Source organism: Vibrio sp. M260121, assembly GCF_036533715.1.
Lineage (GTDB): Bacteria > Pseudomonadota > Gammaproteobacteria > Enterobacterales > Vibrionaceae > Vibrio.
In genome coordinates, this window is record NZ_JATABF010000006.1 from 1 (window position 1) to 18,037 (window position 18,037).

Consider the following 18,037-nt stretch of genomic DNA (forward strand, 5'->3'; position numbering starts at 1 on the left):
CCCGAGGCAACTCCAACACTTCTACTCAATGAGTGAGAGCTTAATACTTGAACCTAGGAGAGAAAGATCCTTCCCTAGAGTCGTTAAGAAAAAGCCAAGCCGATACCCTAGAAAAAACAATGCCGATCACCTTAAGTGAACGGCATTAGAGCAATTGCCCTGCCTTTGGTCGTATTGGAAGTTCGTTTGGTCTTACCTAATGCTGGGTCAACTCACTTGATGCAGTTCGTATTTATGCAGCATCGCTTGTTGATGCCCCGCGATGTCTGCGACTTGTTCCGAGCTTTCAACCATGGATTCTAATTGGAGTTTAGTGTATTCACCTTGGTCAGAAATATGTGTAATGGCTTGCGATACATCGGCTGTTGCTCGTTCTTGCTCTTCTGTCGCAACAGAAATCTGTTCGACACGTAGTTGTATATGTCGAACCGCCGCATCGATATCCGAAAAAGCCGACTTTACTTCATGACTCGATTGAAGTGCATGCGCCATCTCTTCACGCGACTCACTTACCGCTTTACGTGAACGTTCTGCGGCAGCCACCAGCTCATTCATCATCTCTCGAATATTTGTGGTTTGTTGGGACGTATCACTCGCTAACTTGCGTACTTCATCGGCGACGACTGCGAAACCTCGCCCTTGCTCCCCTGCACGCGCCGCTTCAATCGCCGCATTCAAAGCAAGTAAGTTCGTGTTATCAGCAATACCACTGATCATGTCTACCATCTCGCGGATCTGCTTAACTCGTTGGTCGAGTTCTAACATCGACCGCTCGTTCAAGTTAAGGGAGCTTTCAAGAGACTCCAAACGCTGACGGTTTTGCTCTACCACACCAACCCCCTTCACTGTGTGTTCTGCCGCTAAATGCGAATCTTCGGAAGAGGCATTTGTCACCGTCGCGATCTCTCTAATCGATGCTTCTAACTGAGTAATGGTCGTCACCATGCTCGCCAGCGCTTCATTTTGCAAAGTTAAGCTTTGATTTGTTTGCTCGGCCGCATCGTGGCTTATCTCAGCGGTTTGGTACAAGGTTTCGCAGTTACGTGTGACGGTAGAAATCGAATCGTGTGTTGAATCGATAACTTGATTGAGTTTGCGTGCGACTTCTTTAAGCTCAAACGGGCCAATCTCTTGCGCTCTATCTCGGAAATCATGTTCCGTTAAAGCGGAGAGACGAGTAAGGATGTTTTTCAACCCTCGATTGATCCAAGTACGGAGGCCAAACCAAGTCACTAACACCACGAGCGAGATAACGCCAGCGGCAGCAACAACCATCAAACTGACGTTTTGAATGGTGCTGTGGACAATGGTTTCACGCTCATCAATCAGAGCAGAGGCGGAATCAGATACTTGGTCGAGCAAATACATGGTTTCGTTTGAGAGCTGAGAGGCACGTTGAAACTCGACCTTTTGCTGTTCGCTCTGCTCAAGTTTCGCCAGAATCAAACGCAAAACCCCGCCATCTTTGAAGCCTGCCTGTACCATCTCATAAGGCGCAGTTAGGCTGGCGAACTCAGTCACTTCAGGGTGCCATTCTTTAAAGTCATCATAAGCGAGGTTAATACCAGCGATACGGTTTCGCATTTCTCTGTATTCTTGCTCCGCTTTCTCTAGCTCGGTTTGCATCATCATGACCAAGAAAGTGCTTTCCATCGAGCTTGCGGATGCAATGAAGCGATTTGCCGCATCACTCGATTCAGGGTTGTCGTTGCTTAGAAGTGAGCTGATACGGTTCATCTCTGGACCAATCGAACTTAAACCATATCGAAACCCACCGACGGCCGAGTTAATGTCGCTTTGCATCTGAATCACCGCAGACTGTTTCGATAAAATGGAATTGGTGACTTGATGCAACTCAGCAACATTTTCTTTGAGCATACTTGATAGGTGTTCGGCAACACCGGAAGTTTGCTCTATGAGTCCGTCACTTTGCAGCGCTAGCTCTTCAATTTGAGAAGTGATTAGAGGAAGTTCATGCGGATCGGTGATTTGCATTCCATAGTTCAGCAGTTTGACCTGCTCTAAACGTTCCTTGTGAGTGTCGCATTTGCCATTGCCATGGGTAACGCTTTTTGAGACAACTCTTTAAATTGTTCGCCAATCTGTTCCATTCCTTTGAAACTTGAGACAGAAAGGGCTATAACAAGTGCGATGATAGTTAAAAATGTTGCACTGATAGTCTGAATCAGTGAAAGAGAAAGGCGTAAACGTTTGCGCTCTGTCATAATCAATTTATGTTCTTTCTTGGTTTTGAATCAACTTTCCGTTTGTTCGTCACATAAGTGAGACAAAAACGTGATTTTCAGCCCATAGTAGGCATTGGTTATGACACTAATATTTCAGTTTTAAGTCATGGAGATGACCTGTGTACAAAGTACGTCGTATATTTTTCCCTTTAATAATCAGTACGCTACTTAGTGCGTGTTCTTCTGGCCCAGACCCAGAAACGCAAGTAAACGCCTCCCTTCCAGTCAACCAACTTCTGTCCGACAATCAGGACTTGTTTCAGTTTTTTAATGAATGGGAAGGCACGCCCTATCGTTTAGGCGGTACAAAAAAATCAGGCATAGACTGTTCTGCGTTTGTACAAAAAGCCTTTGTCGAGGCATACCAAATGTCATTGCCACGAACAACGCGTCAACAGTCAAAACAAGGTGTTGAGATGAGTTGGTCTGATGCGCAGCAAGGCGATTTGGTATTTTTTAAGACCAGAAGAAGCACATACCACGTGGGTATCTACTTGGGAAATAAGCAGTTTATGCACGCTTCCACATCGAAAGGCGTGATCATTTCGAGAATCGACAACCCATATTGGGCATCGAAATTTTGGCAAGTAAGAAGAGTTACAATGTAACTCTTCTTTGAATAGGAATGACGAGAGATTGGGGAATCAGTCGTAGGTCGCGACAGCTGTATCGAACAAGTTCTTCACCAACGCGATGTATTCATCTAAAAAAGCGATCTGTTCATTGGTCGCTTTTTTCGTCCACACACCCGCAAGCACTTCCCCCAAATCTTCTACTACCGCATCAGCTTCTTTTAGTAACTTAAAACGCACACTTGAATGCAATTCTGGGTTTTGTTCGAATATCGCCATGATGTTCGACGCAACCATGTCAGTCACGACATCTTCAATGCTTTCTGATCCTGTGTCACCGATTTCAGACGTGAAAATATCTAAGTGAAGTGACAAGTGCTCGATTAGAGCGAGATATCCATCGGTTTCTACAACCACTGTTTTTCTCCATTTAGTGCAAGCCTTCGAAGCTGAAAGCGAAATAGTTTCAATAGTAAGACATGCCGAGAAAATTTCATTAACTTATTTCATATTAATAAGCATTGATGCGTTAACTGAATGGTTTTCAACCAATTAGGTTAGTCATCTTCATGACAACAGGTTTGATTTCGTCCATTTTCTTTAGCGCGATATAACGCAGCATCGGCACTCTTAAGCCATTGTGTGTGACTCTCGAAGTACGATTTATACTCGCAAACGCCGATACTGATCGTGTAGTTAATCAAAAAGTCTTGGGTATTCGTAAAATGATGTGTACGCAAGTCGATAACGCTGATACAGTTTAAATGTGTTTAATTCGTAAAAGAGTGTGTATTGATGGCAAAAGAAATTACCCATAACGACTTATGTAAAAAAGCAGTTGGCTGGCTAAAGCGCTCGCATAGTGCTGGCGGTTGTGGATGCCCTAATGCGTTTTCAGAGGTGCAATCTGGTTCTAATGGTGGTGAAATTGTTGACGCGATCGGATTAAGAACCGCTTATGGAACTGAAACCATAGTCATAGAGGCAAAAGTTAGTCGTAGTGATTTTTTAGCAGATAGAAACAAGCCGTTTAGGGCTAACCCAGAATTAGGTATGGGTAATTTTCGATACTACATCTGCCCAGAGGGGTTAATATCTGAATCAGAACTTCCGAATAAATGGGGTCTTTTATATGTTGGTTTGAGAGGAAAGATAACCGTTGTTCGTGGTCATAGGTTAGGTAAAAGTTCTGATTGGAAGTTTGAATGCAATCGTGATGCAGAGCTTGGGATGGCTTCTCTACTTCTTGCAAAATCGGGGAACTTTGAACAGTTAAACGATGTTTTTCGATATAATCAACGACTTGAAAAGAAAGTAAAGGAGTTAGAGGCGAAGGTTCATGAACTTGAGTTCCCGAATAAAATGGAACAAATGATTAAAGGGCTTGAGGACTTAGCCGTATCTCAAAAACCTATCCCTCGCGTCTCTCGATAACCATGTTAAATCTCGAAAACCTAAAAGTGATTGAGCGTGAAGAATATGACGATCACTGTATATTCCACGCTCAATCTATATCCCCTAACCGCACTTGTTCCGAGTGCGGATCAATCAATACAGTAATCGTCGGCAAGGTAAACCAACCTTACAACGACACTCGTATGTACGGCAAAACCATCAAGATTCAGTTCGATAGAAAGCGACTTCGCTGCAAGGATTGTAGCAAGACTCGCTTTGAACAATTGGACTGGCTCTCTAATGATTTTCGTATGACTAAACGAGCAGAAGACTACATCATGCGAATGTGTGGGAAAGTGCCGTTTACACATGTAGCCACTGAAATGGGTATCACCGAAGGCACTATACGTAACGTATTCGCCAACTACGTGGATATTATCGAAGGTAAGCACGATTGGCTTGCTCCTCGCGTTCTTGGTATCGATGAGACTCATTTCAGCAAGAAGATGCACCTTGTCATGACGGATATTGAGCGTAGAACCCTACTCGATATGCGTAAAGATAGATCTCAGGATGCCACTCAGAAAGCCATTATGAGGCTGAATGGATGGAAAGATATTGAGATCGTCTGTATCGATATGTGGCGACCGTATTACCGCGCTGTGAAACAGCTATTGCCTAATTCAGTTGTAGTTATCGACCGCTTTCACGTTGCCAAGATGGCTGGTGAAGCTATGGAGAAAGCACGTAAGGCGATACGAGCCGAACTATCAGACAAGGAGCGTAAGAAGCTCAAGAATGACCGAAAGATACTGCTTAAGCGTAGAGCAAACATCAAGGGCTTAAACGAGCTGGCGTCATTCCATTTCTGGACAGAGGAATACCCAACGTTGATGGAAGTGTATAACGCTAAAGAGGCTTTTCTCGATATGTGGGATATGCCTACCAGAAAAGAAGCTGAGGACTACTGGGAGAACTGGAAAGCAGTATCTACACCACCTGTCAGAAAATACTTCAAAGACGCCATACGAGCCGTTGATAACTGGCATGAGCCTATCTTTAATTGGTGGGACTATCCTTACACCAACGCTGTTACGGAGAGTCTGAACAACACAATCAAGGGTGTGTTTAGGAATGGTCGTGGTTATAGCTTTGAAGTGCTTAGAGCGAAGCTGCTTTACAACAAAGGCGGCTTGGAAGTGTCAATGAAGTCCTTGAACAAACCAACCCATGATCCACTGTTCGAATTGTTGAAGAAAGACGATCCAAAAGTAACAATGCATGGCTTAAGACATAGAGCCTTTAAAGCTCTGTTTAGAGACATGGTTACTTTGCTTGAAAAACAACCAAATACACACGAATAGGGTTTGTGAAGTGTGGGTATCAATTCTGTATGTTTATTAATCGATACTCACACTATTTCGAATACCCAAAGTCTTCAACTTTCACGATTTCTTGCTCGATTCGCTTTCTTAAACGTTCTGCAAAGTAACAAGCTTGCTCTTGATTAGTATGTGGTAGCAAAACCGTAAACTCTTCACCACCAAAACGACCACATACATCGCTGCTACGTGCCGTTTTACGTAACAAGCTTGAGGTACGACGAATCACTTCGTCCCCCGTGTGGTGTCCATAGGTATCGTTGACCTTTTTAAAATGGTCGATATCAAAGATCACTAACGAGCTCGCCCCTTCAATCACTTTAAGTTGCGCAAATTCGTCCTTCAGAGATTGTTCCCAAAAAGCCCGATTAAATAGACCAGTGAGACCATCTTTACGGCTGATTTCCGATAAGTGTTGGTTAGTTTCTCTCAAATGGATACGGTTACGCGCCGTTTCTGAAACATCATTAATCTGAACTGCAATATGGCTAATTTCACCTGACAACGAGCGTAATGGCGTAATCACAATGTCTTGGAACATCAAGTTGCTGCTGTTAGAAACCGGAGAAAAGTTGTTGAACTTGAAAAGGTATGGTCGGTTTTCCCAGCTAGAAAATGAACGTGTTTCTAAATCTGCTGATGTCTTGAGTTTTGTCTCTAACCACCTTCTCGGGAGATCTTCAAAATGGTCAAATAAACACTCTCCAAGAATGTTTTGCGACAAAATACCACTGTACGACTGCATAAAGCTGTTCCAAACGCAGACTTTATAGTCTTGGTCGAGGACAATAAGCCCAGAGTCCATGGTATCCAGGATTTGGGTAACCCAGTGAAAGTCTGCTATGTCCAGCGTGATTTCGGACATTAGATTAACTCCATGATTTCATAGATGATTTCTACGGATGATTTATCTATCAAAAACAGAACTTCACACTCAAAGTCGAGTGCCTCTGCCATGTAGGTGTATTCGATGGTAAAGAGTTGGCCAGCTTCGCCCTTTTCTTCACTGAAAGGCGTAATGGTTTCAATGATACCTGGCTGACGCAGAGAGAATTGCTTATCCAGTTGGTTGCCTAAAGACGTTAGGAAAGAAGAAACCAACAAGTTAGATACGTTTAAGATGATTTCATTGTGTGGCGTAAACTCTAACAAGTACCCTAACCGCTCACCAATTTGGTTAATGTCTTTACCGCGCAAGCAAACCAGTGCTTCACCGTGGATACCGCCACCGACAAATCGCTGGGCAACCGCTACAGAACTATCACGCCCGATCACATCCACCAGCGTCATATGAAGCTCGCCATAAGAAAGCGGCCCTACATGAGGTACAGGCAGTTGAATAAATTCGCGCAGATGATCCGCCATGATTGCTGCACCTTTACCTAGCGCAATATTGGCCACCTCACGGAACTTAGACAACGGGGTAATTTCTATGTTTGGCGTTGGTTCAATATCAACACTAGAACTAAAGGCGTAATGCAACCCCAGACTTTCATACAAAGGAACGACTTGTTCTTCAGAGAGTGGTTTCGCAATAAAGTCTATTGCACCAAGATCTAAACAACGTTGTTTGGCTTCTTGCTGGACATCACCCGAAACGATGACAATCTTGGTTTGATATTGGCTAACAGGCAGAGACTCTAGAACCTCGAATCCGTCCATTATCGGCATCGTCAAATCGAGAAACAAAACGTCAATATTTTGTTCCGTTAGGATTTTCAACGCCTCGTGACCATCTTGGGCTTCGAGAAGGTGCAATGATGTATCTTGTACGATGGATCGGGAAATCAACTTTCGTGCGACTGCCGAATCATCACAAATCAGTATTTTCATGCCACTAATGGAACTAAAGTCAAAAAAATTATAATACTCGTTGTATCTCAATAGCTCCATATGTTAAGTCGATAAATCATAGAGTTATAGGCGACATGATTCACACTTATGCACATTTTTCACTATGAGCGACGTATTTATTGTCGAAGTTTGCTCAAGTGCGCGTCAATCTTCCGCCGTTTATCCTAAACTATTGTTGGTCAAATAGATGAGCGAGGTTTTGTATGTGGCAAGCAATATCGCAACAGCTTTCTGATACCTTAATGTTTGAATATCAAATCACCGAGAAAGTGAAACTTTCAGGCGGCGACATTAGCGAAAGCTACATGATCAATGACGGAGAGCAACGCTATTTCGTCAAACTTAATGATCGGGATTTCTTAGCCAAGTTTGAAGTAGAAGCAGAAAGCCTTCACCTTTTGCGTGAAACCTCTACTCTATTTGTCCCTGAAGTCGTTTTAGTCGGTAAAACTAAAACGCACTCGTTTATTATTCTTAATTACCTCCCAACCAAACCGCTTGAAGATGCCAGCAACAGCTTTAAGTTTGGTCAACAACTGGCTCGCCTTCACTTATGGGGCGAACAAAAAGAGTTCGGTTTCGACAGCGATAATTATATCGGGTCGACACTCCAGCCAAATCAATGGCACAAGAAATGGTGCGTCTTCTTCGCAGAGCAGCGTATCGGGTGGCAATTGCAATTGCTGAAAGAAAAAGGCGTATCTTTGGTTGATATCGATGACTTTATTGACGTCGTGAAACAGCTTTTAGCAAATCACTCACCTCAGCCTTCTCTTCTGCATGGTGATCTTTGGAATGGAAACGTTGCACTGACCCCTGCAGGGCCTATTAGTTTTGATCCAGCCTGTTACTGGGGAGACCGGGAATGTGACCTCGCCATGACCGAGTTATTTGGAGGCTTCCAACCTGATTTTTATCAAGGATATGAATCAGTTGCACCACTTTCGGCTGGCTATGAAGAACGTAAAGATATCTATAACCTCTATCATGTTCTTAACCATTGCAACCTGTTTGGCGGGCATTATCTGGAACAAGCGCAATCGATAATTAAGAAGATAATTTCTTATTGATTTGGAAGGAAAAGATCATTGCTGAGTGTAAATTTTCGACACATATCACTCTAGAGAAAGACCTCAAGCCCAACGTTGGGTTTGGGGTCAACTTTTGTACTTATTTCGACTCAATTAGCAACAAGAGCACCTAATATTCTAAGTAACTCGGCTTACGTTGTATCTCTAACCCTAAGAGACAAGCGAGTAAATAAGGGCTGTATTTTCTCTACAATAAAGTATTAAAAGCCCTGCAATACTAGGAGTTTTTGTATGCAAAATTACACTGAAAGACATGTGAAATGCCCCCACTGTGGGCACTCAATCGGCATCACTCTCGATGCAAGTAATGGTAACCAAGAGTTCTATGATGACTGCCCGGCTTGTTGTCATGCGATTCACCTCAACATGAAAGTTGATGAATTGCAGCAAAAGGTCGAACTGTTCATCGACGACAACTACGAGTAGGAACTCACATCCCCCCCTAAAAATAGAAGAAACAAAAAAGGAGCCTCAAGGGCTCCTTTATTATTTTTACCCTGTTACTTTTGCCTAGTTAAACAGAGTTAGCTATTCCTCGCAGAACTAAAGCTGCTTTGCTGCCAATACACGTTCTACCGTATCTACGATTGCTTGCGTTTGTGGATCGAATTCTACGTTGATTTTTTCACCAACTTGGCGACGACCAAATAAGGTTCTTTCGAGCGTTTCCGGAATTAAGTGTACTGAGAAACGATTGCCTTCGACTTCACCAATAGTCAGTGAACATCCGTCTAAGCCAATGTAGCCTTTTGCAAGCACGTACTTCATCGACTCTTCTGGCAGCTTAAACCAAATCGTGCGGTTGTTTGGCGTATCAATGACTTCTGCAATTTCTGCCATCAAGCTAATGTGACCAGACATGCTATGACCGCCGATCTCATCACCGAACTTTGCTGCGCGTTCAATGTTGACGCTGTCGCCTTCTGCCAATTCGCCTAGGTTGGTCAGCGCAAGTGTCGCTTGCATTAGGTCAAAGCTGATTTGCGATCCTTCGATTTTCGTTACGGTGAGGCAACAACCGTTGTGCGCGACAGACGCGCCAATTTCAAGACCTTCACTTAATGCGCCTTCCAGTTCAACAACGTGAGTTTGAAAGCGATCTTTCTTGTCGATATGAACGACTTTAGCCGTACCCTGAACGATTCCTGTAAACATTCTTTTTACCTATTTGTTAGAAGCGACTGATAGCTAAGCTAAACGTCCGCTGAGTGTTTTTACAATCGTCTATCAATTAACCAAAAATCCACATCTTGTGGGTATGGTATCTGAGCATACAATTGTTTATCATCTGCGCGGAGTTCCACCGAGGCATTTTTTCACCTTATAGTGACTAAAATCAACCATCAGATCAGTTCCTCACATCTTTTGTCCTCGAGCACTCTCTTTCGATTCAAATTATTTCTTTTACAATATATTGTTCCGCTCTGGAGTATTTCGTGCATCGCTATAAAGAAGAAGCATCGAGTCTTATTAAATTAGCTACCCCTGTGTTGATCGCTTCTGTCGCGCAGACGGGGATGGGCTTTGTCGATACCGTCATGGCAGGTGGCGTCAGCGCGACCGACATGGCTGCGGTATCAGTGGCTGCAAGTATCTGGCTTCCATCAATTCTATTTGGTGTGGGTTTATTGATGGCGCTTGTACCAGTGGTTGCTCAGCTCAACGGTTCAGGTCGCCGCGTAAAAATCCCATTCGAGATCCAACAAGGCATTGTGCTTGCCCTACTGATCAGCATTCCAATCATCGGAGTGTTATTCCAAACCCAATTCATTCTTGGGTTAATGGATGTCGAAGCGGCAATGACAGAGAAAACCATTGGCTATATCCATGCGGTTATTTTTGCTGTACCAGCGTTCTTGCTATTCCAAACTTTACGCAGCTTTACTGATGGTATGTCGCTAACGAAGCCTGCGATGTTCATCGGCTTTATCGGCTTGATGTTGAACATCCCACTTAACTGGATTTTCGTTTACGGTAAATTCGGCGCACCTGCACTAGGCGGTGTGGGTTGTGGTGTTGCAACTGCGATCGTCTACTGGGTGATGTTTGGCTTACTGCTTCTTTACGTTACCACTTCTTCACGACTAAAAAGCATCAACCTGTTTGGCGAGTTCCACAAGCCTCAACTAAAGGCTCAAATTCGTCTATTCAAACTGGGCTTCCCTGTCGCTGCGGCGTTGTTCTTTGAAGTGACGTTGTTCGCAGTGGTTGCGCTTTTGGTCTCTCCACTCGGTTCGATCATTGTTGCCGCGCACCAAGTTGCAATTAACTTCTCTTCACTTGTTTTCATGCTACCAATGAGTGTGGGTGCGGCAGTGAGTATCCGCGTTGGTCACCGTTTGGGTGAAGAAAACGTAGATGGTGCACGTGTTGCTTCTCGTGTAGGTGTGATGGTTGGTCTTGCTCTTGCGATGATGACGGCAATTCTAACCGTTGTGTTCCGCGAGCAAATTGCGCTGCTTTACACCAATAACCCTGAAGTTATCGAACTGGCGATGGTGCTATTGCTGTTTGCAGCGATTTACCAGTGTACCGATGCGGTGCAAGTTATTGCGGCAGGTGCTCTGCGCGGTTACAAAGACATGCGCGCGATCTTCAACCGTACCTTTATTGCCTACTGGTTGCTTGGTTTGCCAATCGGCTACGTGTTAGGTCGTACAGACTGGATTGTTGAGCCTATGGGCGCACAAGGTTTCTGGCTAGGCTTTATCATTGGTCTATCGTCGGCTGCGTTCCTACTGGGTATTCGCTTGCGTTGGATGCACCGCCAAGACCCTGAAGTGCAGTTGAATTTCTCTCAGCAGTAATTCAAACTTCAACTATCGAATTTTAAAGCCAGCGAACGCTGGCTTTTTTGATCTCTCCCGCGCGTCACAAAGTATACTTATCTAAGTGATTAAAAAGGAAATGCAGTGAGAAGTTCATTTGTTGCTACGACTCTTTTATTATCGACAAGCTTACTCAGTGGGTGTAACGAATGGTTTAACCCAGAGAAAGCGGTATTCGAAAAATACAATCAACGCTTAGCAAACGTGTTAGACACATCAGAATCTGAGCTAGAGGCTTCTCCAGCTGTCACTGTTCCTGAGAAAAGAGAACTGTTTCAAGAGCTCCCTCGCCTGTCACTTGGCCTACTAGAAAGCTATCAATTGCGTCAATGTGGCCTGTTCAACTTGCTCGCAGAAAAGAACTCGCAATTGGGTAAAGTACAAGACGCCTTTTACGATTTCGACTATCAAACCAATCTGCTCAGAACGCTGAATGGTTGTTTGAATGATTACCCATTGAGTGACGAAGAAAGCACAAAACTTAACGGTTTGTACGATCAGAAATGGCATCACCTAAGCGTACATCTCGACAATATGTTGCTGACTAGCCATGCCATGCGCAAGCAATTAACCGGGTCTGAATGGTTACCGATGGAGAGCAAAGACCAAGTTGCCCACGTACGAGACGCTTTCCTAGCTTTGGATGAAATCTACCAAACGCCCTATCGCACCCTTTCTCGCTTACCCGACGTAACCATAGTGAACTATCAAGAAGAGATTGAAAAAACACGTCTCGTTGGACGACTGTATTACACCTTGATTGATGCGACCCATTGGCTAGAACAAACCACACAAATGCTCGAAGCAAACCAAGACAAAATTATTTGTGGTGCTAACCGAGACACCACGCAGTTTCGCTATTTGAGAAACGTATTTCAGTCGATTTATGTCGGCGAGGTACAACCTTACATGGCATTTGTCGACAGTACTTATCAGCAGCTCGATGGCGGGATTAACTTAATCGAACAAAGAATGGCCGCACATGGTGCAAATTACGGTATTGAAAAAGCACACGACCAATTTCGACAAAAGACATTGGAGCATGTGCAATTCTGGAAAGACTTATTTAAACGCTGCGGTGTGAGTGTTGGCAATCAGTAGCTTCGATTTATTGAGGAACTCGCTCTCTTAAGAATCGGGCAAATCGTGGTTTTCCATTATGGGTATAGCCGTTAAAACGAAATGTGATTGTCGAGCCGATTCGTGGCGGCGACTTTCTTACATCATCGGTAAAGCCACTGCCAATGTAAAACTCTGTCCCATTGCTCAAACGCACCAATAACGCTCCCATCATTCCCAGTAAACGTCCCGTCCCTGGTTTGTAACCGACCACTAAGGCTTCTGCATCTTCAAAACGTTTGAGCTTGAGTAAATCACTGCCTCTTCCTGCCTGATAACGGCTTGATACCTTTCTCAACATGACACCTTCACCGTCAGATTGCGAAATTTGGTCGAGTTGTTCGAACAAATGTTTCTCATCTTGAATTGCACGATGCTCAACGTACTTAATATGAGGCGCGTCAATCGCAAACACTAGGTCCTGAATGTTGTAGTACCGCTTTCTGTAATCACCCGCCGAATACGGCATGTCAAACAGCATAAAATCGATTCTTTGCCATGCACTGTCTACCGGCGTTCTATCTAAGACTGTCTGCTGAACAAGGTGGAAGTTACCTCGCCCTGCCCATAATTCGCCATCTAAAGGATAATCGGGTAACACTTGGATAAACCAATCTGGCGCGTAAATGCGATTTCCATTTCGCGTCACTAGATGTTGTCCCGTCCAGTACGCCCGAATACCGTCAAGCTTTTCGCTATACCAGTATTGGGATACGTCTATTCCGTCTTGGTAGGAATCGGCAAGTGAAACAGGTGGTAGTAAATTGGGATCAGCTTGCGGCTGGGCGGAAGCTATTACAGCGAGGGCAATCAATGTCATTCTTAATGGCATGCGGGAACCTTTTACGAAAAAGCACCTCTATTGAACCGTACCTCTCTGTAAAAGCCTAACCCACATTTTACGTTCTACGATCCAACGCAACACCCATAAACAAATAAATGCAACTTCATACATAAAGTTCAGATCGAACTAGCATTTATAACCCCCTAAAAGGATTCACTTTTTTGATTCTCATATTGAGAAAAACCAGATTCTCAATATGAAACATCGCTCTACATTTGTTTAATTCCCTGTAATTAAAGGATTTTTTATTTGGCACGTTCCCTGCTCTATCCAAATCAGGAAATAGAATAAATGGAGAAAGCATCATGGAACTACGTAAACTTGAGACCACCCCAAATACACTAACTGTCGAATTTTTTGGTGACCTAGACGCAAAAGGCTGCCGTCAAGCACAACATCAAATTGATGAGGTGATTCACAGTGACGATCACAAGGAAGTAGAAATCAATCTGCAACACGTCCAATTTCTTGATTCTTCAGGGATTGGTGCCATTGTTTATCTATATAAGCGCCTAGTTGAACGTGAGCGTAGCATGATTATTGAAAACGTATCAGGACAGCCATTGGAGATCATGAGCCTGTTACGCATCAATCACGCTATCCCGGTCAATTCAAAAGGTCATTAAAAAATACCGGTTAATACGGAGGTTGGCATGGTGAATCTTTTACGACAAAGTGTGTTTTGTATTCTCGTTGTCGGCATGTTTGGTTGCTCAACGTTTGACTACCCTGAGCATGGTAAGGGCGGTTTGGCTGAAAGTTACCAAGATATTTCTATCGAGAATTATCAGTTTTCACCAGTGATGCCTGACGAGCCTCTTGGCCCTGAGCACGGTTTACGTTTCGATTGGCAGTTAACCAAGCTGCACTTGGATGCTTTGATTCAAGAAGGCGCACGTTGGTGTTTTCCTGCAGCCGTCGTGCAGGCACTTGAGAAACAAAACCGTATCGCTCGTGAGTTGGAAGGCGGACTACTTCTTGATGCTGCCAACGACATTGTGATTCAGCGCCGACGCCTAAACCAGCTTGAGCAACAACTCGATTACGTATTATCGCAAACTACGTGCAAACCACCACAAGATATCGAAGCATTGCGAAGTGACCTAAACATCGTTGCAGACATCTATGACCTCCTGAACGTAGACAATCAATTTGCTGTAGAGTCCGCGGAAATCAACCCTAAATACATGGGGCATCTTGCTGAAGCGGCGTATATTCTCCGCGATCACCCTTCTTTGTCATTGGTTGTAACCGGACACGCAGACGCAACAGGCACACCAGAATACAACCAAAAGTTGGCACAAGCCCGAGCAGAGCAAGTGAAACGCTACCTCAACGTCTTCGGAATCACCTCAGATCGTGTGCAAACCAAATCTGTAGGAGAAACACTCCCCCTTTACGAAGGACAAACTCCTGCAGTTCGTTTGACGAATCGTCGCGTGAGCATTGAAGTTCTAAACGCTAAATCTGACACAAGCGCAGAGATGGGAGGCACACTATGAGAATCCTCAAAGCCATCACCACCCTACTAATGTTGTGTTTGATCACCTTTAATACAACGTGGGCAGCGGAAGATGATGTGGTTAAAGTCGGTGACTTGGTGCAAATTAACCTTCCAGGCGAAGCATCGCTAAACAAAGGCTTCCAAGTTGATAAACGTGGTCGCATTAACCTGCCAGAAATCGGTCCGGTTTTTGTTGCAGGCTACAACGAGACTCAGCTTCAAAACGTCATTACTGATAACCTTAAAACAGTATTCCGCGATGTAAGCAACGCACGTGTGTTCATCAAACAACAACAGCTATTAATTTCTGTACAGGGGTACGTGGTTAAGCCGGGTGAATACACGCTTCCATCTGGCTCCAATATTCAAATGTTCTTGTACGAAGCTGGCGGTCTACGTGCCGGTGCTCAGCTTGATAAAATCATCGTAAAGCGTGGCAACAAGAACATTGAGTTCGACTACAAACGTTTTCTTGATACCGGTGACGATTCAAAACTGCCGACCCTTGAATCTTTGGACGTTCTTTTCGTCCCTGCTTCACCATTGGTGGGTAACATTGAACAAGAGTTCGATGCAGGGAAATTGGCAAACTCGGGCGACAGTGCCGACTCTGCTCGAGCAATTAAAGTATTTGGTGAAGTAAACGCACCGGGCTCATTTACCTATAAACCCAACACGACACTTGTTGATGTGGTCATGCGCGCCGGCGGTGTTACTCGTTATGCTAGTGTGGAACAAATCCGTGTGATCACCAACAACACACCGATTATGTTTAACCTAAAGCGCTACTTAGATACAGGTGACCAGAGCTTGCTGCCTGAGATTCTACCGGGTGCCACCATCTTTGTGCCAAAACAGGAAGAAGAGATCAAAGCTGGTGCTAACGTAGTTTACGTGATGGGTGAAGTGGCGCACCCTGGTGCCTACGAAGGTAAGAAAGGCGCGAGCTTCATGGACATCCTTGCGAACGCAGGTGGACCAACACGTTTTGCTGAGTCTCGCCAAATCCGCGTCATCAAAGCCGACGGTGGTGTCATCAATTTCGATTTAACCGCTCACACCGAAGGGCTGTCGAAGCAAAAAGTTCCAGCTGTTGGGCCGGGCGACGCTATCTTCGTCCCCGAAAAAACCGACATGAATGAAAAGTCATGGCTGAAGGTTGCGCCAAGTCGTGCGGTGGCAGTAATGGGTGAAGTGGTTCGCCCAGGTCGTATCGAGTGGTCAGACGAAATGGACTTGATCGATTTGATTGCCCATGTGGGCGGACCTACTCGCCGTGCGGACACCAGTAAGATCGAAATCTCCAACAACGGTAAAGTGACTAAGTTTGATTTGGATAAATACATCCTACAAGGCTCACCACACTCTAAGCTTCCAAGCGTTTCAGCAGGCACAGTGGTTCGTGTTCATGCGTTACCAGACGATCCATCGGACAACAAATCACAATGGGTCAGTCAAAGCTCCGATGCATCGATTTACGTGTTTGGTCAGATCAACGCGCCGGGTCGTTACCGTTTTACCAAAGAGATGCATTTCCTAGATATCTTGTCTGCTGCCGACGGGCCTACCAAAGATGCTGATATTCATAACATTCGAGTGACGCATCGTGGCTTGGGTTATGCAAAAGTGAGCAAACTTAACCTGTCGCTTTACTTTGAAACTGGTGATGAATCGATTCTGCCAGACGTACGCCCTGGCGATACCATTTACATTCCAGAGAAAGACAAGAACTGGCTTGACCGCTCTAAAGAATCCACAGTTCGCGTGCTGGGTGAAGTACATGCACCTGGCCGCTATGTCTTCAACGACAACATGACCATTCTTGACCTACTTGCTGAGGCTGGTGGACCGAGTGATAGCGCTTACGTTGAGAAGATCAGTGTGGTTAACATGTCTTGCTGCCAAGGTCAGGCACGCGTGTTTAACTTGGTTGAATTCAGCAGAACCGCCAACATTTACGACCTGCCTGTGATTCGTGCCGGTGATACGATTTACGTACCGCACAAAGACGAAAGTTTTGCTGAGAAAGCCCGTGCAGGTTTGCGTGACTTGCTACAAATCACCACCACCATCGTGTTAATAGGAGCGCTGTAATGACTATTCCTGCAACACATGCTGAGATTGAGCAAATCTATCTTCAAAGCGAACTCAAGGACTACAGGTCAATTAGTGTGGTGGCTTGTCAGTCTGAAGATGGGGTTACATCTGTGGCTTCCGCACTGGCAGAGCGTTTGATTCTTGCAGGTCATAAAACACTTTATGTCGACCTAAACCTGTTCAAGCCCGCTTACAGCACGGTTCATGCTTTTGAAGAAGAAGCGGAAGAAGTTGGCCAACTGATCTCTCGTGAGGAAGACCATCAAACGCTGATAGGGTTAAGCGTCCCTTCCCTTGCGAGCACACAACTTGCCTATCGCGACCCAACCATGTTGCGAAAAGCGGTCGATAAGTGGCTTGAGCAATATGACCGAGTGGTCATTGATACTTCACCACTACTGAGCATGAACCGTAACAACATTCCTGCCCAAGTCGTTGCAGGCGTTTGCGATACTTGTGTACTGGTTGCGAGTTACGGCTCAACGACTACGAGCCAAATCGACCAAGCAAAAAAGCTGTTAGAAACCAGCAATGCCAATTTACTTGGCGCTGTACTCAACATGAAGCGCAACGCAGGTTTAAAAGACGAACTGATTCGTCAGGTGAAAAAACTGCGCTTTTTGCCAGAGAAGCTGAAAGCGAAAATATCGAAACAAATAAAGAACAGCGAATTATTTACCTTATAGGGAGCGCGCACTATGAATACTCAAACTGATGTAACGTTGGAGCAAGAATTGGTCGATGAGTTGATTCTTCAGCAAATGATCAAAGATACCTGTGCGGAAATCATGCCTACCTTAATCGAGCACTATATTGAGGAATCTCGTGAGCGCGTCGAAAAGATCCAGCAGGCCCTCAACAGCCAAGACAAAGAAGCGATGGAGTTTGAAGTCCATACGCTTGGTAGCTCTGCACTCGCCTTAGGTAATCGCACTCTATCGCGGCACGCTCGCACCATCGAGAAATACTGTGTTGAAGGTGATACAAAACAAGCTTTTGAGCTTTGCCAATCCTTACCAGAACTGGCAGAACAGTCTTTTACCGCACTAAACCAAAGAAAAGAGCAAGGGTTTGAAGACTAACAACAAATTTCAAGGATTTAATT

At 44.7% G+C, this 18,037-nt stretch carries 17 protein-coding genes and 3 pseudogenes; 13 read left to right on the plus strand and 7 right to left on the minus strand.

Going from position 1 to position 18,037, the window contains the following annotated elements:
* Window positions 1–139, plus strand: a pseudogene (locus QTO06_RS05360) (IS4 family transposase); the annotation flags it as partial.
* 68 nt (window positions 140–207) lie between these two features.
* Here QTO06_RS05360 and QTO06_RS05365 read toward each other — a convergent pair.
* Window positions 208–2,225: pseudogene (locus QTO06_RS05365) on the minus strand (methyl-accepting chemotaxis protein).
* Between the two features lie 140 nt (window positions 2,226–2,365).
* On the opposite strand from QTO06_RS05365, the gene QTO06_RS05370 reads away from it, so the two are divergent.
* Window positions 2,366–2,854 carry an NlpC/P60 family protein gene (locus QTO06_RS05370; RefSeq protein WP_009706073.1) on the plus strand — a complete coding sequence of 163 codons (489 nt, stop codon included), beginning with the start codon at window positions 2,366–2,368 and terminating at the stop codon, window positions 2,852–2,854.
* A 36-nt stretch (window positions 2,855–2,890) separates the two neighbouring features.
* Here QTO06_RS05370 and QTO06_RS05375 read toward each other — a convergent pair whose 3' ends face one another.
* Complete coding sequence (locus tag QTO06_RS05375; protein WP_331407076.1) at window positions 2,891–3,235, minus strand: DUF3802 family protein; 345 nt, start codon at window positions 3,233–3,235, stop codon at window positions 2,891–2,893.
* Window positions 3,236–3,375: 140 nt separating this feature from the next.
* Window positions 3,376–3,573, minus strand: coding sequence for a diguanylate cyclase (locus QTO06_RS05380; RefSeq protein ID WP_331407175.1), 198 nt, complete (start codon window positions 3,571–3,573; stop codon window positions 3,376–3,378).
* Window positions 3,574–3,613: 40 nt separating this feature from the next.
* On the opposite strand from QTO06_RS05380, the gene QTO06_RS05385 reads away from it, so the two are divergent.
* The gene (locus QTO06_RS05385) at window positions 3,614–4,252 is read left to right on the plus strand and encodes an adenylosuccinate synthase (RefSeq protein WP_208446517.1); all 639 of its coding nucleotides are present in this window, start codon (window positions 3,614–3,616) and stop codon (window positions 4,250–4,252) included.
* 2 nt (window positions 4,253–4,254) lie between these two features.
* Window positions 4,255–5,577: an ISL3 family transposase gene (locus QTO06_RS05390; protein ID WP_331407077.1), complete on the plus strand. Its 1,323-nt coding sequence runs from the start codon at window positions 4,255–4,257 to the stop codon at window positions 5,575–5,577.
* 67 nt (window positions 5,578–5,644) lie between these two features.
* On the opposite strand, the pseudogene QTO06_RS05395 reads toward QTO06_RS05390, so the two are convergent.
* Together QTO06_RS05395 and QTO06_RS05400 are read right to left on the minus strand one after the other, a co-directional pair.
* Window positions 5,645–6,460 (minus strand): annotated as a pseudogene (locus tag QTO06_RS05395) (diguanylate cyclase); the annotation flags it as partial.
* A complete protein-coding gene (locus tag QTO06_RS05400) occupies window positions 6,460–7,428 on the minus strand; it encodes a response regulator (RefSeq protein WP_331407078.1) in 969 nt (322 codons plus the stop codon). The pseudogene QTO06_RS05395 and the gene QTO06_RS05400, both read right to left, overlap by 1 nt.
* 224 nt (window positions 7,429–7,652) lie before the next feature.
* Between QTO06_RS05400 and QTO06_RS05405 the strand changes: the two genes are divergently transcribed.
* On the plus strand, window positions 7,653–8,519 hold the full coding sequence (locus QTO06_RS05405) for a fructosamine kinase family protein (protein ID WP_009706070.1): 867 nt from the start codon (window positions 7,653–7,655) through the stop codon (window positions 8,517–8,519).
* 252 nt (window positions 8,520–8,771) lie between these two features.
* Window positions 8,772–8,966 carry a CPXCG motif-containing cysteine-rich protein gene (locus QTO06_RS05410; RefSeq protein ID WP_005427574.1) on the plus strand — a complete coding sequence of 65 codons (195 nt, stop codon included), beginning with the start codon at window positions 8,772–8,774 and terminating at the stop codon, window positions 8,964–8,966.
* A 117-nt stretch (window positions 8,967–9,083) separates the two neighbouring features.
* Here the strand turns inward: QTO06_RS05410 and QTO06_RS05415 are convergent, their stop codons facing one another.
* Entirely contained in the window at window positions 9,084–9,695 is a 612-nt protein-coding gene (locus QTO06_RS05415) for a riboflavin synthase subunit alpha (RefSeq protein ID WP_331407079.1), read from the minus strand.
* Window positions 9,696–9,976: 281 nt separating this feature from the next.
* Here QTO06_RS05415 and QTO06_RS05420 point away from each other — a divergent pair, with 281 nt between their 5' ends.
* Together QTO06_RS05420 and QTO06_RS05425 are read left to right on the plus strand one after the other, a co-directional pair.
* Window positions 9,977–11,347, plus strand: a complete 1,371-nt coding sequence (locus QTO06_RS05420; protein ID WP_331407080.1) for an MATE family efflux transporter — start codon at window positions 9,977–9,979, stop codon at window positions 11,345–11,347.
* Window positions 11,348–11,452: 105 nt separating this feature from the next.
* Window positions 11,453–12,469, plus strand: a complete 1,017-nt coding sequence (locus QTO06_RS05425) for a DUF3080 domain-containing protein (RefSeq protein ID WP_331407081.1) — start codon at window positions 11,453–11,455, stop codon at window positions 12,467–12,469.
* A gap of 7 nt (window positions 12,470–12,476) precedes the next feature.
* Here the strand turns inward: QTO06_RS05425 and QTO06_RS05430 are convergent, their stop codons facing one another.
* The gene (locus QTO06_RS05430) at window positions 12,477–13,319 is read right to left on the minus strand and encodes a DNA ligase (protein ID WP_331407082.1); all 843 of its coding nucleotides are present in this window, start codon (window positions 13,317–13,319) and stop codon (window positions 12,477–12,479) included.
* A gap of 317 nt (window positions 13,320–13,636) precedes the next feature.
* Between QTO06_RS05430 and QTO06_RS05435 the strand changes: the two genes are divergently transcribed.
* Genes QTO06_RS05435 through QTO06_RS05455 form a run of 5 tightly spaced genes read left to right on the plus strand, consistent with a single transcriptional unit; the run spans window position 13,637 to window position 18,014 of the window.
* Window positions 13,637–13,957, plus strand: a complete 321-nt coding sequence (locus QTO06_RS05435) for an STAS domain-containing protein (RefSeq protein ID WP_331407083.1) — start codon at window positions 13,637–13,639, stop codon at window positions 13,955–13,957.
* 27 nt (window positions 13,958–13,984) lie between these two features.
* Window positions 13,985–14,833 carry an OmpA family protein gene (locus tag QTO06_RS05440; RefSeq protein WP_331407084.1) on the plus strand — a complete coding sequence of 283 codons (849 nt, stop codon included), beginning with the start codon at window positions 13,985–13,987 and terminating at the stop codon, window positions 14,831–14,833.
* A complete protein-coding gene (locus QTO06_RS05445; protein WP_331407085.1) occupies window positions 14,830–16,929 on the plus strand; it encodes an SLBB domain-containing protein in 2,100 nt (699 codons plus the stop codon). Before QTO06_RS05440 ends, QTO06_RS05445 begins: the two co-directional genes overlap by 4 nt.
* Window positions 16,929–17,618, plus strand: coding sequence for an AAA family ATPase (locus QTO06_RS05450; protein ID WP_331407086.1), 690 nt, complete (start codon window positions 16,929–16,931; stop codon window positions 17,616–17,618). The genes QTO06_RS05445 and QTO06_RS05450 overlap by 1 nt, the downstream gene beginning before the upstream one ends.
* Window positions 17,619–17,630: 12 nt before the next feature.
* Entirely contained in the window at window positions 17,631–18,014 is a 384-nt protein-coding gene (locus QTO06_RS05455; RefSeq protein WP_005440949.1) for an Hpt domain-containing protein, read from the plus strand.
* The last annotated feature ends 23 nt before the right edge of the window (window positions 18,015–18,037 follow it).

Excerpts from the sequence above, each read along its gene's own strand:
- QTO06_RS05385 (WP_208446517.1), top strand. The coding sequence starts at position 3,614 with ATGGCAAAAGAAATTACCCATAACGACTTATGTAAAAAAGCAGTTGGC.
- QTO06_RS05390 (WP_331407077.1), top strand. The coding sequence starts at position 4,255 with ATGTTAAATCTCGAAAACCTAAAAGTGATTGAGCGTGAAGAATATGAC.
- QTO06_RS05400 (WP_331407078.1), bottom strand. The coding sequence starts at position 7,428 with ATGAAAATACTGATTTGTGATGATTCGGCAGTCGCACGAAAGTTGATT.
- QTO06_RS05405 (WP_009706070.1), top strand. The coding sequence starts at position 7,653 with ATGTGGCAAGCAATATCGCAACAGCTTTCTGATACCTTAATGTTTGAA.
- QTO06_RS05410 (WP_005427574.1), top strand. The coding sequence starts at position 8,772 with ATGCAAAATTACACTGAAAGACATGTGAAATGCCCCCACTGTGGGCAC.
- QTO06_RS05415 (WP_331407079.1), bottom strand. The coding sequence starts at position 9,695 with ATGTTTACAGGAATCGTTCAGGGTACGGCTAAAGTCGTTCATATCGAC.
- QTO06_RS05430 (WP_331407082.1), bottom strand. The coding sequence starts at position 13,319 with ATGCCATTAAGAATGACATTGATTGCCCTCGCTGTAATAGCTTCCGCC.
- QTO06_RS05435 (WP_331407083.1), top strand. The coding sequence starts at position 13,637 with ATGGAACTACGTAAACTTGAGACCACCCCAAATACACTAACTGTCGAA.
- QTO06_RS05440 (WP_331407084.1), top strand. The coding sequence starts at position 13,985 with ATGGTGAATCTTTTACGACAAAGTGTGTTTTGTATTCTCGTTGTCGGC.
- QTO06_RS05445 (WP_331407085.1), top strand. The coding sequence starts at position 14,830 with ATGAGAATCCTCAAAGCCATCACCACCCTACTAATGTTGTGTTTGATC.
- QTO06_RS05450 (WP_331407086.1), top strand. The coding sequence starts at position 16,929 with ATGACTATTCCTGCAACACATGCTGAGATTGAGCAAATCTATCTTCAA.
- QTO06_RS05455 (WP_005440949.1), top strand. The coding sequence starts at position 17,631 with ATGAATACTCAAACTGATGTAACGTTGGAGCAAGAATTGGTCGATGAG.